We start from the raw sequence: 13655 nt of genomic DNA, 5'->3' as shown, positions 1-13655 counted from the left end.
GACGCGGCAACGACGCAATGGCGGCGCGGCATGCAGGCGCAGCATTCACGATTTATTAACGCTTGGATTCACGTGCTTGCGGGCGAGCTTAACGCTAGGGCAGTTTGCTCTCTCGGATAAGCTGCGCCAAAGTACCTGAGAGCTTGTTTGGGAGGCTGATTTGCCACGCGACATCACCGATGATCCGATTCTCATTTGCGGGGCGGCCCGCACGCCGCTCGGCGCGTTCCAGGGGGCGTTCGCTGGCGTCTCGGCCACCGAGCTCGGTGCCGCAGCGATCCGCGCGGCGCTCTCGCAGGCAGGGCTCGCACCTGACGAGGTCGGCGAGGTGCTGATGGGCAATGTCCTGCCTGCCGGCCTCGGTCAGGCGCCGGCGCGGCAAGCGGCTTTGGGTGCCGGGCTGCCGGTTTCGGTACCTTGCACAACCGTCTCCAAAGTGTGCGGATCGGGCATGAAAGCCGTGATCCAGTCGGTCGACGCGATGCGCGCAGGCTCACACGGCATTGCCATCGCGGGCGGTATGGAGAGCATGACCAACGCGCCGTACCTTCTGCCGCAGGGCCGCGCCGGTGCGCGGATCGGTCATTCGCGCGTTCTGGACCACATGATGCTCGACGGGCTGGAGGATGCCTACGACATCGCGCCCGATGGCACACGCCGGTCCATGGGCACATTCGGCGAGGATTGCGCCGAGGCCTACCAGTTCACGCGCGAGGCGCAGGATGCCTACGCCATCGAAAGCGTCACGCGCGCGAAACGGGCCACCGAGAGCGGCGCCTTCGACTGGGAGCTGACGCCAGTCGAGGTCAAAAGCCGCAAGGGCAGTGCCGAAGTCGCCCGCGATGAAGGGCCGGACAGGATCGACCCGGAGAAGATCCCGAGCCTGCGCCCCGCCTTCAAGAAGGACGGCACGATCACCGCGGCATCTTCCTCGTCGATCAACGACGGTGCGGCGGCGCTCGTTCTGGCGCGCGCGTCCGAAGCGGAGCGGCTGGGCCTCGAGCCGCTGGCCCGGATCGTCGGCCATGCCGCCTATGCCGGAAAGCCGGGCTGGTTCACGACAGCGCCGATCCACGCCAAGCGGCGTCTCTTCGATGCGACCGGCTGGTCGGTGGACGACGTGGACCTTTTCGAGATCAACGAGGCCTTCGCCGTTGTCGCGATGGCGTCCATGAAAGAACTCGATATCCCGCATGACAAACTGAACGTGCATGGCGGCGCGGTCGCGCTCGGTCACCCGATCGGAGCCTCGGGTGCGCGTATCCTCGTGACGCTGCTTGGCGCGATGCGTGCGCGGCAGGCGCGGCGCGGGGTCGCTTCGATCTGCATCGGCGGCGGCGAGGCGACGGCGATCGCGGTGGAGGTGATGTAGCCGCTACGGGATGGCGCGGCTCGGCGCTGATACCTTCGCTCCGTCAGGCGAATGCGGAGACGAGCTGCGGTAAATCCTCAAAGTCGGAGAACATCGCTGCCGCCGTGATCTCCTCACGCGGCAGATGACAATAGCCTTCCGTGAAGAACAGAAACGGCACGCCCGCTCTCGCCGCCGTTTCGGCATCGACTTCGCTGTCGCCAACATAGACCGCCGGCTCACCCTTCATCGCCGCCCAGAGCGGCGCGGGGTCGGGTTTGCGAACCGGCAGGCTATCGCCGCCGATCACCGTGTCGAAGGATGGCTCCAGTCCCAGATGCGCTAGCACGGCAAGGGTGGGGCCGATCGGCTTGTTGGTGCAGATGGCGAGAACGTGGCCTTCCCGGCGCAGAGCCTCAAGCGCGGCGCGAACGCCGGGATACAGCGTCGTGAGGCCGAACGCGGTCTCGTACCGAGCCTCGAAACCGTGCAAGAGGCGGTCCTGTGCCGCCTGGGGCAAATCCCGCGCCGCGCGCATCCGCGCGATGAAGGCCGGGGCGCCGTTGCCGATGAACCCTTTCGTCTCTTCCAGCGTCAAAGGCGCGCGCGCCTCCTCGGCCAGAAGCGCGTTGGCGATCCCGCGGATCTCGGGCGCGCTGTCGATGAGCGTGCCGTCAAGATCGAAGACGATCCTCACGCGGTCTCTGCCGCCTCGCGGATCGCCTTGATGTTCCGTCCATAGACATCCGGCTTGTCGACCGATCCACCCTTGAACACCGCCGAACCCGCAACGAGCGCATCGGCCCCGGCTTTTGCCAGCAGCGGCGCGGTGGTCGGATCGACGCCGCCGTCGATCTCGATATGCACCTCGCGGTCGCCGATCATCTCGCGCAGGGTGCGGACCTTGGCGGTCATGTCGATGAACTTCTGCCCGCCGAAGCCCGGATTCACCGTCATCACGCAGACGAGGTCCGCAAGATCGAGCAGATGCGCCACGGCCTCCGCAGGGGTGCCGGGGTTGAGCGCGATGCCCGCCTTCATTCCCGCCGCGCGGATCGCCTGAAGCGTCCGGTGACTATGCGGGCCTGCCTCCACATGGGCGGTCAGGATGTCCGCACCGGCATCGGCATAGGCATCGATATACGGATCGACCGGGGCAATCATCAGGTGCACGTCCATGACCGTGGTCACATGGCGACGGAAGGCTTTCACCGCGGGCGGGCCGAAGGTGAGGTTCGGCACGAAATGTCCGTCCATCACATCCACATGCACCCAATCGGCGCCCTGATCCTCGATGGCGCGAATCTCGCGGCCGAAATCGGCAAAATCGGCCGAAAGGATGGACGGGGCGATCTTGATCGAACGGTCGAATGGCATGAGGCGCGCGCTTTCCGGCTGGGGTCGTCGCTGTCGTATCTGGCACGGTCTTGCCCAGAGGGGAAGAGCGTCGCTCCGCCGCGCCGGGCGCGAATGATCGCCGATGTCATGGAGACGTCACGGTTTCGGTCTAACTGCCCCTTTCAGGGAAGCATCGACTGATTTGGGGACATGACCGATGACTGAACTCGACCCGCTGCGCTACGTTCTGGCCTGCTGCTTCGGCACATCGCCGAACGGGCCGCTTGCACGGCTATTCGGGCGCAAGACACCCAGCCTCTTCGACTGAGGGCGGTTTTTCCGCCACAACGCTCGTCCCGAGGCGCGCGCTCGTCTTGCCTGATCGCCCCGCGACGGGCGACAACGGACCCATCCGCGTCGCACGAGGCCGCCTATGGGCAAGACGATCTATCTTCTGAACGGGCCGAACCTTAATCTGCTCGGCCAGCGTCAGCCCGAAATCTACGGGCGCGAGACGCTCGCCGACATCGCCGCCGATTGCGCGGCGATCGCGGAGACGTCCGATACCGAGATCGAGGCGCTGCAATCGAACTGGGAAGGCCAGCTCGTCGACTGGATTCACGAGGCGCGGCTCCGGGCGGACGGGATCGTCATCAATCCCGGTGCTTACAGCCATACCTCGATCGCGATCCTCGATGCGCTCAACGCGTTCGAAGGGCCGGTGATCGAGGTGCATATCTCCAACATCCACAAGCGCGAGAGCTTCCGCCACCACTCGTACATTTCCGGGCGGGCCGATGGGGTGATCGCGGGTTGCGGAACGGACGGCTACCGCTTCGCGATTCGGCGCATCCTGTCCTTGCTGGGCAGCTAAGCCTCCTCGACTTTTCCAGTCATGCGAAGAGCATCCGCGGTTTTGCGCGGATGGCCGTTGACGTGGCGTTTGATTTCTGTAGCCATATAGCGGAAATCAATTCCGCATAGTAGAACTGGGAGGAGAAACTATGACGCGTTTCATGAAAGCTGCGCTGGCAAGCGTGATGATCTGTGGGGCTGGAGCCGCCACAGCACAAGATCTGTTCGTCGGTGAGGCGGGCCCGAACCGCGGCGCGCGTGGCGAGTCGCTCAACTTCTTTGCAGAACAGGTCGAGGAGATGTCGGGTGGCGATCTTTCGCTTAACATCCAGTGGGGCGGTGCGCTCTTCAAGGCGGGTGCGGCGCTGTCCGGCATCGCTGACGGCGTGGCCGATCTCGGCACGATCATCGCGGTCTATTTCCCGCAAGAGATGGCCCCCTACCGCATCGCGGACATGCCGCTCGAGAATTCCGACGCCTGGGTCGGCATGAAGGCGACCGACGAGATCATGCGCTCGAACGAGCAGATCACCGAGTACCTCGCGGCGCAGAACCTCGTCTATCTTGGCACATTCACCACCTCCGCGGTCCATATCGGCTGCAAGGGCACCGCGATCCGGTCGGTCGAGGATATCGAAGGGCTCAAGGTCCGCGGCGTCGGCGCTTACGGCGATACGTTCGGCGATTTCGGCGCGAACCTCGTGCCGATGTCGATCTACGACGCGTATCAGGGGCTCGACACGGGGCTCATCGACTGCTCGCAGACATATTCCTACGCGACGGCCGCGCTGAAACAGCAGGAAGTCATCGACAGCTACACGCTCCTCAACTGGGGTCAGACCGGCGCGCTTGGCATCTTCATGAACAAGCAATCCTTCGACGGGCTGCCGGCCGAACAGCAGGACGTCCTTCTCGAAGCGGGCCGCATGATGTCGGACGAGCTGGGCCGTCTCATCACCGCCGACAACGAAGCCGCCATCGAGACGATGCGCGAGGCGGGCGTCGAGATCATCGAACTGCCTGCCGAAGAGCGGAGCAAGCTCGTCGAAGAGGGCTCCAAGTATATCGACGAGTGGGTCGAGCAGGTCTCCGGCCTGGGTCTCGACGGTGCGGCGATGCTCGAGGAATATCGCGGCCTTCTCGAGAAATACGAAGAAGAGCGCGACAGCCAGGGCTACCCCTGGGAGCGTGAGCAGGGCTAAGGCCCGCATCTTCGACGAACACGCGGCGCGCCTTGCCCAGCAAGCGCGCCGCCCCCCCAATCCCCTTCCTCATGAGGTTTCGCGATGCTGCGCCGTATCGAGCGCCTTCTCGTGGATTTGGCGATCATTTCCGTCCTCGGCCTTGGAGTGCTGATCACCGCGACCGTCCTTCTGCGCGCCTTCTTCAATTCGGGTGTGCCTGACGCGATTGTCATGGTGGCCGAGCTGATGGTCGCCGCCGTGATCCTGCCCCTGGCCGCGACGACCGCGAACCGCGCGCATATCGTGGTGGAATTCGTCTCCAACCGGATGCCGCCGCGCGTGCGGGACGGGCTGGTTGTCTTCGGCTCGATCTTCGGACTTCTGGCGCTGGCGCCGCTCATCTGGGCCGGCTGGCGCGAGGTCACGCATACGATTGCCTCCGGGGGATACTTCTTCGGCGATCTCAATCTGCCGAAATGGCCGGGCCGCGTGATCTTCCTCGCCGGCATCTCCTTCTGCTGGCTGCGGCTGGCGATCATGGTCTGGCGCGACATCGGCGCGATGCGCCGGGGCGAGCCTCTGGCTGATACGGGCTACGGCCCCGAACAGACCGAGGAGGCCTGAGATGGATCCGACCACGATTGGCCTCATCGCCTTCGCCGCCGTCATCGTGTTGCTTGCGCTGCGCGTGCCCATTGCCTTCGCGCTCGCGGGCGTCGCCAGCCTCGGCACCTTCGCGATCTTCGCCTTCCGAACCGGCACCTTCATGCCCGAGCGAGCGTTCACGCCGACGTCGAGCCTCGTCTTCTCGAACTCGTTCGACCTCGTTCATTCCTACGATCTTTCGATGATCCCTCTCTTCGTGGCGCTGGGCCACATCGCCTATCGCGCGGAGATCACGACGAAGATTTACCACGCGGCGCGTGTCTGGCTGGCCTCGGTGCCCGGCGGCGTGGCGATGGCCTCGGTCGTCGGTTGTGGCGGCTTCTCGGCGATCACCGGCTCGTCCATTGCCTGCGCCTCGACGATGGGGCGGATCTGCTCGCCCGAGATGCTGAGGATGGGCTACGACAAGCGGCTCGCGACAGCCTCGGTTGCCGCGGGCGGCACGCTCGGATCGCTCATCCCGCCATCGGTGCTGTTCATCATTTACGGCATTTTCACGGAAACCTCGATCTCGGCGCTGTTTCTCGCGGGCATCATCCCCGGCCTTCTGTCGCTCGCAGGCTTCCTGATCGTCATCTTCTTCTGGGTCTGGCGCGAGCCCGAGGCGGCTCCGGCCTTCACCGGCAAGATCACCGCGCGAGAGCGTTTCGACGCGGCGATTGAAGCCTGGCCGGCAGTTGCGCTCTTCGTGATCATCGTCGGCGGCATCTATGGCGGCATCTTCACGGCGACCGAAGCAGCGGCGGTCTGTGTCTCCGCAGCGATCCTCATCGGCTTCGCGCAGCGCAAGCTGACCTTCGCGGGTCTCTGGGAAAGCCTGCGCGAGACCGTGATCCAGACCACGTCCATCTTCATCATCGCCGCTGGCGCGAAGATCTTCGTGGCCTTCATCGCCTTGACGGGCGTTGCCTCGGACATCGTCTCCTTCGTTTCGGACGCAAACCTGTCGGTGGTCCTTCTGCTTGTCGCGATCGCGATCATCTACCTGGTGCTCGGCATGTTCCTCGATCCGATCGGGATCATGGTGCTGACGCTGCCCCTGATGGTGCCGCTCGTCGAAAGCTATGGCTGGGACCTCATCTGGTTCGGCGTCGTGGTCATCAAACTCCTGGAGATCGGCCTCATCACACCGCCCGTCGGGCTCAATGTGTTCGTGATCTCGGGTGTTGTCGGTAAGGATGTGCCCATCGACCGGATCTTCTCGGGCATCCTGCGTTTCCTCAGCATTGACGTGCTTGTGCTTGCGCTCATCATGGCGTTCCCGATCCTGTCGCTCCTGATCCCGAGTTCGATGTGATGACCGGCATGCGACCCGAGGAAGATATCCGCATCCTGCCGCAGGACGAGACCGACCGCCGCTTTGCGACGACGCTGGCGCGGGGACTCGCGGTCTTGCGCGCGTTCCGCGCCTCCGATGACGGGCTCGGCAATGCGGAGATTTCGGAACGGACCGGAATCCCGAAATCCACGGTCTCCCGGCTGACCTTTACGCTGCAATCGCTTGGCTATCTCAACCACGCCCGCCGGCATGACCGCTATCGGCCCGGACCTGCACTCCTGGCACTCGGCAACGTCGCGACATCGTCTATTTCCTTCGTGGAACTCGCGGGGCCGATCATGCAGCGGGTCGCGGACGAGACGGGAACCATGTCGCTGCTGCTGGTGCGCGACGACAAGAAGCTTCTCATCCTGAAGACCTGGCGCCCACGCGGCATCTCTTCGCTGTGGCTCGAGATCGGTCATCGCTTGCCATTCAACGGCACATCCTCGGGGCACGCGCTGCTCGCGGCGATGCCCGAAGACGTCTTTGAGAAGACCGTCGCGAACGTCGCCGGCGCGGGCGGGCTGACGCCGGAGCGCGCGCTCGAGATCCGCCGCGACGCCTGGGGCCAGCTCATCACGCAGGGCTTCTCGATCACCGATCCCGACCAGTATTACGCCGCCAATATCCACGCCGTGGCGCGGCCCTTCCATTCCCGCGATCTCTCGGAGCCCGTGGTCTTCACCTGCGGGGCGATGCCCGAGGCGCTCAGTATCGAACGGATGCGGCAAGAGGTCGGCCCGAAGCTGAACGAAGCGGTGGGCGAGCTCGAACGGATCATGGGGCAGGGTTCCGCAATGACGATGCGGGGCTAGGTAATGAAACGCAAAGACTACAGAGGTGCAGCATGAGCGACGTCGTCGCCTATGAGATGGACGGAGATATCGCCGTCATCACCATCGCCAACCCGCCGGTGAACGCGCTCGGCCATGCCGTGCGGCAAGGTCTCTGGGACGCGATCGAGCGGTTCGATGCCGACGAGGCCGCGCATGCGGCGGTGATCCTCGGTGAAGGTAAGCTTTTCATCGGCGGGGCGGATATCTCCGAGTTCGGCAAGCCGCCGCAAGACCCCTGGCTGCCCGAAGTGGTGAACCGGATCGAGGCCTGCGGCAAGCCGGTCGTGGCGGCCATCCAGGGCGCGGCGCTGGGCGGCGGTCTCGAAGTCGCCTTGGGATGTCACTACCGCGTGGCGATGCCGGGCACGAAGCTCGGTCTGCCGGAAGTCAATCTCGGCATCATTCCGGGCGCGGGCGGCACCCAGCGGACGCCGCGTCTCATCGGCGTTGCCGCCTCGGTGCAGATGATCCCTGCCGGCGGCAATCTCTCGGCCGAGGATGCGGTCGCGCGGGGGCTCGCGGACACGCTCGGGGAGGGCAGCCCGCGCGAGGCCGGTCTCGCCTATGCGCGCGAGCTGGTCGGACAAGGCGCAGGCCCGCGCCGTGTGGGCGCGCTGCCATGCCCGAAAACGGACGAGGCGGCGCTCGAGCAGGCGCGCGCGCTCTGGCGCAAGAAATCCGCAGGCGAGGTCGCGCGGCTTGCCGCCATCGACGCGGTCGAGGCCGCAACGCGTTTGGACATCGCCGAGGGGCTCGACGAAGAACGCCGCATCTTCCGCGAGATGATGGAGACGCCGCAGCGCGCGGGCCTGATCCACGCCTTCTTCATCGAGCGCAAGGTCGCCAAGCTGCCCGAGATCGAGGGCGTTGCCCCGCGCGAGGTCGCCCGGATCGGGGTCATCGGCGGCGGCACGATGGGCGCGGGCATCGCCACGGCGGCGCTGACGCGCGGGCTCGATGTGACGTTGATCGAACGTGACGAGGCCTCGGCGGACAAGGCGCGCGCGACGATCTCGAAAAACCTCGAAGGCGCGGTGAAACGCGGGAAGCTCTCGGACGCGCAGAAGGACAGCATCCTGTCGGACGGGTTCCGCACGGCGACGGGCTATGACGCGCTGTCCGAGGCGGACCTCGCCATCGAAGCGGTGTTCGAGGACATGGACGTCAAGAAGCAGGTCTTTGCCGAGCTCGACCGCGTGATGAAGAAAGGCGCGATCCTGGCGACCAACACCTCTTATCTTGACGTGAACGAGATCGCGGCGAGCATCTCGCGCCCCGGTGACGTGATCGGGCTGCACTTCTTCTCGCCCGCACATGTGATGAAATTGCTCGAGGTGGTCGTTGCGGACCAGACTGCGAACGACGTGACCGCGACGGCCTTCGCCCTGGCGAAAAAGCTCGGCAAGGTGGCGGTGCGCGCTGGCGTCTGCGACGGGTTCATCGGCAACCGCATCCTTGCCAAGTATCGCGCGGCGGCGGACCGGATGGTCCTGCAAGGGGCGAGTCCCTACCAGGTCGACCGCGCCGTGAAGGCCTTCGGCTGGCCGATGGGCCCCTACGAGATGGGCGATCTCGCGGGGCTCGATATCGGTTACATGACCCGCAAGCGCAAGGAGCCGACGCGCGATCCGCGCGACGTGGTGCCGACCTGGGCGGATGAGCTCTACCATCTCGGGCGTCTCGGCCAGAAAACCGGGCGCGGCTACTACATCTACGAGGAAGGCAAGCGTGGCGGGCAGGAAGACCCGGAGGTCGAAGAGCTTGTCGCCAAAGCCCGCGAGAAACAGGGGATCGCGCCGCGCGAGTTCACCGACGCCGAGATCCAGCGCCGCTACATGGCCGCGCTCGTGAACGAGGCTGCCCGCGTCGTCGAGGAAGGCATCGCCAAGCGCCCGCTCGATGTCGATGTGACCTTCCTTTACGGCTACGGCTTTCCGCGCTGGCGCGGCGGGCCGATGCACTGGGCCGATCACGCGGGCCTCGCGGACCTTCTGTCAGACATCAAGGAGTATGCCGAGGAGGACGATTTCTTCTGGCAACCCGCGCCGCTTCTCGAACGGCTCGTCGCCGACAATGCCAATTTTGCCAGCCTAAACGATCAAGGCTGAGGGAGGATTATCATGAACGATCCCGTCATCGTCTCCGTCGCACGCACCGCCATCGGCAAGGCCGGGCGCGGCACTTTCAACATCACGCATGGCGCGGACCTCACCGGCCATGTCGCGGCGGCTGCGGTCGAACGCGCCGGCATCGATCCCGCGCTCATCGAGGATTCGATCTGGGGCTGCGGCTATCCGCAGGGCGTCACCGGCCGCAACATTGCCCGGCAGGCGGTGATCCGTGCCGGGCTTCCGGTCACCATCGCGGGCACCACGGTCAACCGCTTCTGCGCGAGCGGGCTTCAGGCCATCGCTATGGGCGGGCATATGATCGCCTCGGAGGGCGCGAAAGCCGTTCTCGTGGGCGGCGTCGAGTCGATCTCGGGGGTGCAGCCGCCGCCGGATGAAGCCCCGAACGAGTGGATCCTCGAGAACAAGCCCGATCTCTACCTACCGATGATCGACACAGCCGACATCGTCGCGGATCGCTACGGCGTTAGCCGCGAGGCCCAGGACAAGCTTGGCTACCAGTCGCAGATGCGCACCGCCGAGGCGCAGGAGGCGGGCCGCTTCGATGAGGAAATCGTGCCGATGACCGTCACCAAGGCCGTCAAGAACAAGGAGACGGGCGAAGTCACCCACGAAGAGGCGACGATCGCCCGCGATGAATGCAATCGCCCGTCCACAACGCTCGAGGCGCTCCAGAAGCTCGAGCCGGTGCGCGGCGCGGGCAAGTACATCACCGCTGGCAACGCCTCGCAGCTCTCGGACGGCGCGGCGGCGCTTGTGATGATGGACGCCAAGGAGGCCGAGAAGGCGGGATTGACCCCGCTCGGGCGCTTCCGTGGTTTCGCTGTCGCAGGCTGCGAGCCCGACGAGATGGGGATCGGGCCGGTCTACGCCGTGCCGCGCCTTCTGGAGCGCGAAGGGCTTTCGGTCGATGATATCGACCTTTGGGAACTCAACGAGGCGTTTGCGAGCCAGGCGCTTTACTGCCGCGACAAGCTCGGCATCGACAACGACAAGATGAACGTGGACGGCGGCTCCATCGCCGTGGGCCACCCCTTCGGCATGACCGGCGCGCGGATGACCGGGCACCTGATGTTCGAAGGGCGTCGCCGGGGTGCGAAGCTCGGCGTCGTGACGATGTGCGTGGGCGGCGGCCAGGGCGCTGCCGGCCTTTTCGAGATTTTCAGCTGAGGAGACATCTCATGGACCTCACTTATACCGATGAACAGAAAGCCTTCCGGGACGAGGTACGCGCGTTTCTGGACGAGAAACTGCCCAAGCGTCTCTCGGACAAGGTCGCGGGCGGCAAGCACCTCGTGAAAGAGGATTACGAGGAATGGCATGCCATCCTGAACGAGAAGGGCTGGCTCGGCGTGACCTGGCCCGAGGAATTCGGCGGCACCGGCTGGGATGCCGTGCAGCGCCATATCTTCGAGGAAGAGACCACCCGGGCGAGCGCCCCGCGCATCGTGCCCTTCGGCGTCAACATGCTGGGGCCGGTCCTGATGAAGTTCGGCTCCAAGGAACAGCAGGATCACTACCTGCCTCGCATCCTTTCGGGCGACGACTGGTGGTGCCAGGGCTATTCGGAGCCCGGCGCGGGCTCTGACCTTGCCTCGGTCAAGACGAGCGCCGAACGCGACGGGGACCATTACATCGTCAACGGCCAGAAGACCTGGACGACGCTTGGCCAGTACGCCAACAAGATCTTCTGCCTCGTGCGGACCTCGAAGGAGGGCAAGCCGCAGGAAGGGATCTCTTTCCTGCTGATCGACATGGACACGCCCGGCGTCGAGGTGCGACCCATCGTGCTCATCGACGGCGAGGCCGAGGTCAACGAGGTCTGGTTCGAGAACGTCAAGGTGCCGGTCGAGAACCTCGTCGGCGAGGAGAACAAGGGCTGGACCTATGCCAAGTACCTCCTGACCCACGAGCGCACGAACATCGCCGGGGTCGGCTTTGCCAATGCGGCGCTGCAAAATCTCAAGCGGATCGCGGGTCTCGAGAAATCCGGCGGCAAGGCGCTTATCGAGAACCCGTTCTTCGCCGCCAAGATGGCGCAGGTCGAGATCGACCTGATGGCGATGGCGACCACGAACCTGCGCACCATCGCGGCCGCCGCCGCGGGCAATGCGCCCGGCGCGGAAAGCTCCATGCTCAAGATCAAGGGCACGGTGATCCGGCAGGAGATCAACGCGCTGACCCGGCAGGCGGTCGGACCCTTCGCGATGCCTTTCGTTTCCGAAGCGCTCGACGAGGGCGCGAACGTGGAGCCCGTCGGCCCCGATTACGCGCTGCCCGCGACGCAGAGCTATTTCAACAACCGCAAGCTCTCGATCTACGGCGGCTCGAACGAGGTGCAGCGGCAGATCATCTCGAAAGCGATTCTGGAGCTCTGAGCGCCCCGCGCGCCGGCTCCACAGGAGGACCAAGATGAATTTCGAACTGACCGAAGAACGGCAGATGCTTCAGGACGGCCTTCGCCGCTACCTGCGCGAGAACGTGACGCCAGAGGCGCTCAACGAGGCGACCGACAGCGAGGCGGGTCATATCCCCGCGCTCTGGGACGGGCTCACGGAAATGGGCGTGATCGGCGCGCTCTTCACCGAGGACGATGGCGGGTTCGGCGGCGCGGGCTTCGACCTTTCCGTCGTCTTCGAGGAGATGGGCCGAGCGGGCGCTTTCGAGCCGCTCCTTGAGACGGGTGTGCTTGCGGGCGGCCTGATCGCGGATATCGGCTCTGACGCGCAGAAGGCGGTGATCGAGGAGATCGTCGGCGGCAAGATCCTGAGCTTTGCCCATACCGAGCCCGGCGCCCGCTATGACCTTGAGCATGTGACGACCGAAGCGAAGAAATCCGATGCGGGCTGGACGCTGTCCGGCCGCAAGAGCGTCGTCGGCCATGCCGGCATCGCGGAAGCCTTCGTGGTCTCCGCCCGGACAAGCGGCGCGGCGGCCGATGAGGACGGTATCTCGCTTTTCCTCGTGCCCGCGAGCGCGGACGGGGTCGATATACGCGACTACGCGATGAATGGAGGTGGCCGCGCGGGCGAGGTGACGCTGACGGACGTCTCCATTCCCGCCGATGCGATCCTTGGCGAAGAAGGCCAGGCTTATCCCGCGCTTGAGAAAGCAGCTGCGCGCGCGACCGCGGCGCTGTCCTCGGAAGCGGTGGGCCTGATGGAGACGATCCGCGCGCTGACCGTCGACTACCTGCAGGGTCGAAAGCAGTTCGGCCAGCCCATCGGCAAGTTTCAGGCGCTGCAGCACCGCATGGCGGATGTTCTGATCGAGATCGAGCAGGCGCGCTCGGCGGCGATCAATCTCGCGGGGCACCTCGACGCGGGCCGTGTGGAGCGCGAGCGCCATGTCAGCGCGACGAAGAACCTGATCGGCCGCGCAGGACGGCTGGTGGCCGAAGAGGCGATCCAGATGCATGGCGGGATCGGCATGACGCAGGAATATGCGCTTGGTCATCTCGCCAAGCGGCTGACGATGATCGACCATCGCTTCGGCGACACTGATTACCACCTCGAACGCTTCATCCGTCTCAGCGCGGCCTGAAGCATGGCGGTGATCGAAGGGGAGACCGGCGCGCAGCGCAGCATCGGTTACGTGCTCGATGTGGGACAAGGGGACGGCTCTGCCCGCTGCCATCTCGATGTGAGCGAGGCGCATGCCAATCGGCACGGCGTGCTGCATGGCGGGATCGTGTCGATGATGCTGGACAATGCGATGGGTGCGACGGGCAGCCTGACCGTGGACGAGACCGGGCGCGCGCCGTTCCTGACGGTATCAATGACGACGAGCTTCGTCGGGCCGGCGGATATCGGCAAGCGCGTCACCGCGACCGGCCGTGTGACCGGAGGCGGGCGATCGCTGCTTTTCATCGAAGGACGGCTCGAAGACGCGGACGGACGCCTCGTCGCCACCGCCACCGGCGTCTTCAAGCGTGTCCCGCGCGAGCGGATGGCGACGGGCGGCGACGCCTGACCG

Annotated in this window: 13 protein-coding genes; 11 read left to right on the top strand and 2 right to left on the bottom strand. The window is 65.3% G+C overall.

What is annotated here, in order from left to right; all coding sequences use genetic code 11:
* The first annotated feature begins 160 nt into the window (after positions 1-160).
* Entirely contained in the window at positions 161-1372 is a 1212-nt protein-coding gene (locus BM171_RS14900; protein WP_425438954.1) for an acetyl-CoA C-acyltransferase, read from the top strand.
* 43 nt (positions 1373-1415) lie between these two features.
* On the opposite strand, the gene gph is transcribed toward BM171_RS14900, so the two are convergent.
* Both gph and rpe read right to left on the bottom strand, forming a co-directional pair.
* Positions 1416-2048, bottom strand: coding sequence for a phosphoglycolate phosphatase (gene gph, locus BM171_RS14895; RefSeq protein ID WP_093014138.1), 633 nt, complete (start codon positions 2046-2048; stop codon positions 1416-1418).
* Positions 2045-2728: a ribulose-phosphate 3-epimerase gene (gene rpe / locus BM171_RS14890; RefSeq protein WP_093014135.1), complete on the bottom strand. Its 684-nt coding sequence runs from the start codon at positions 2726-2728 to the stop codon at positions 2045-2047. Before rpe ends, gph begins: the two co-directional genes overlap by 4 nt.
* A gap of 394 nt (positions 2729-3122) precedes the next feature.
* On the opposite strand from rpe, the gene aroQ reads away from it, so the two are divergent.
* The 10 genes from aroQ to BM171_RS14840 all read left to right on the top strand — a co-directional run bounded on the left by aroQ (position 3123) and on the right by BM171_RS14840 (position 13652).
* A complete protein-coding gene (aroQ, locus tag BM171_RS14885) occupies positions 3123-3563 on the top strand; it encodes a type II 3-dehydroquinate dehydratase (RefSeq protein ID WP_093014132.1) in 441 nt (146 codons plus the stop codon).
* A 130-nt stretch (positions 3564-3693) separates the two neighbouring features.
* Entirely contained in the window at positions 3694-4746 is a 1053-nt protein-coding gene (locus BM171_RS14880; RefSeq protein WP_093014129.1) for a C4-dicarboxylate TRAP transporter substrate-binding protein, read from the top strand.
* Between the two features lie 84 nt (positions 4747-4830).
* Entirely contained in the window at positions 4831-5352 is a 522-nt protein-coding gene (locus BM171_RS14875; RefSeq protein WP_093014127.1) for a TRAP transporter small permease, read from the top strand.
* Position 5353: 1 nt separating this feature from the next.
* A complete protein-coding gene (locus BM171_RS14870) occupies positions 5354-6691 on the top strand; it encodes a TRAP transporter large permease (RefSeq protein WP_093014124.1) in 1338 nt (445 codons plus the stop codon).
* Positions 6691-7530: an IclR family transcriptional regulator gene (locus tag BM171_RS14865; RefSeq protein WP_245760284.1), complete on the top strand. Its 840-nt coding sequence runs from the start codon at positions 6691-6693 to the stop codon at positions 7528-7530. Before BM171_RS14870 ends, BM171_RS14865 begins: the two co-directional genes overlap by 1 nt.
* A gap of 32 nt (positions 7531-7562) precedes the next feature.
* Positions 7563-9659, top strand: a complete 2097-nt coding sequence (locus BM171_RS14860) for a 3-hydroxyacyl-CoA dehydrogenase NAD-binding domain-containing protein (RefSeq protein WP_093014121.1) — start codon at positions 7563-7565, stop codon at positions 9657-9659.
* Between the two features lie 12 nt (positions 9660-9671).
* Positions 9672-10850 (top strand): acetyl-CoA C-acyltransferase, encoded by a 1179-nt coding sequence (locus BM171_RS14855; protein ID WP_093014118.1) that lies wholly within the window; start codon positions 9672-9674, stop codon positions 10848-10850.
* Between the two features lie 11 nt (positions 10851-10861).
* Positions 10862-12058, top strand: a complete 1197-nt coding sequence (locus BM171_RS14850) for an acyl-CoA dehydrogenase family protein (protein ID WP_093014115.1) — start codon at positions 10862-10864, stop codon at positions 12056-12058.
* 34 nt (positions 12059-12092) lie between these two features.
* Positions 12093-13223: an acyl-CoA dehydrogenase family protein gene (locus BM171_RS14845; protein WP_093014111.1), complete on the top strand. Its 1131-nt coding sequence runs from the start codon at positions 12093-12095 to the stop codon at positions 13221-13223.
* Positions 13224-13226: 3 nt separating this feature from the next.
* On the top strand, positions 13227-13652 hold the full coding sequence (locus BM171_RS14840) for a PaaI family thioesterase (RefSeq protein ID WP_093014108.1): 426 nt from the start codon (positions 13227-13229) through the stop codon (positions 13650-13652).
* Positions 13653-13655: the final 3 nt, after the last annotated feature.

This window comes from Roseivivax halotolerans (assembly GCF_900115815.1).
GTDB classification, from domain to species: domain Bacteria; phylum Pseudomonadota; class Alphaproteobacteria; order Rhodobacterales; family Rhodobacteraceae; genus Roseivivax; species Roseivivax halotolerans.
The sequence above is the reverse complement of the archived record's forward strand: the minus strand, read 5'-3'. Positions and strand labels throughout refer to the sequence as shown.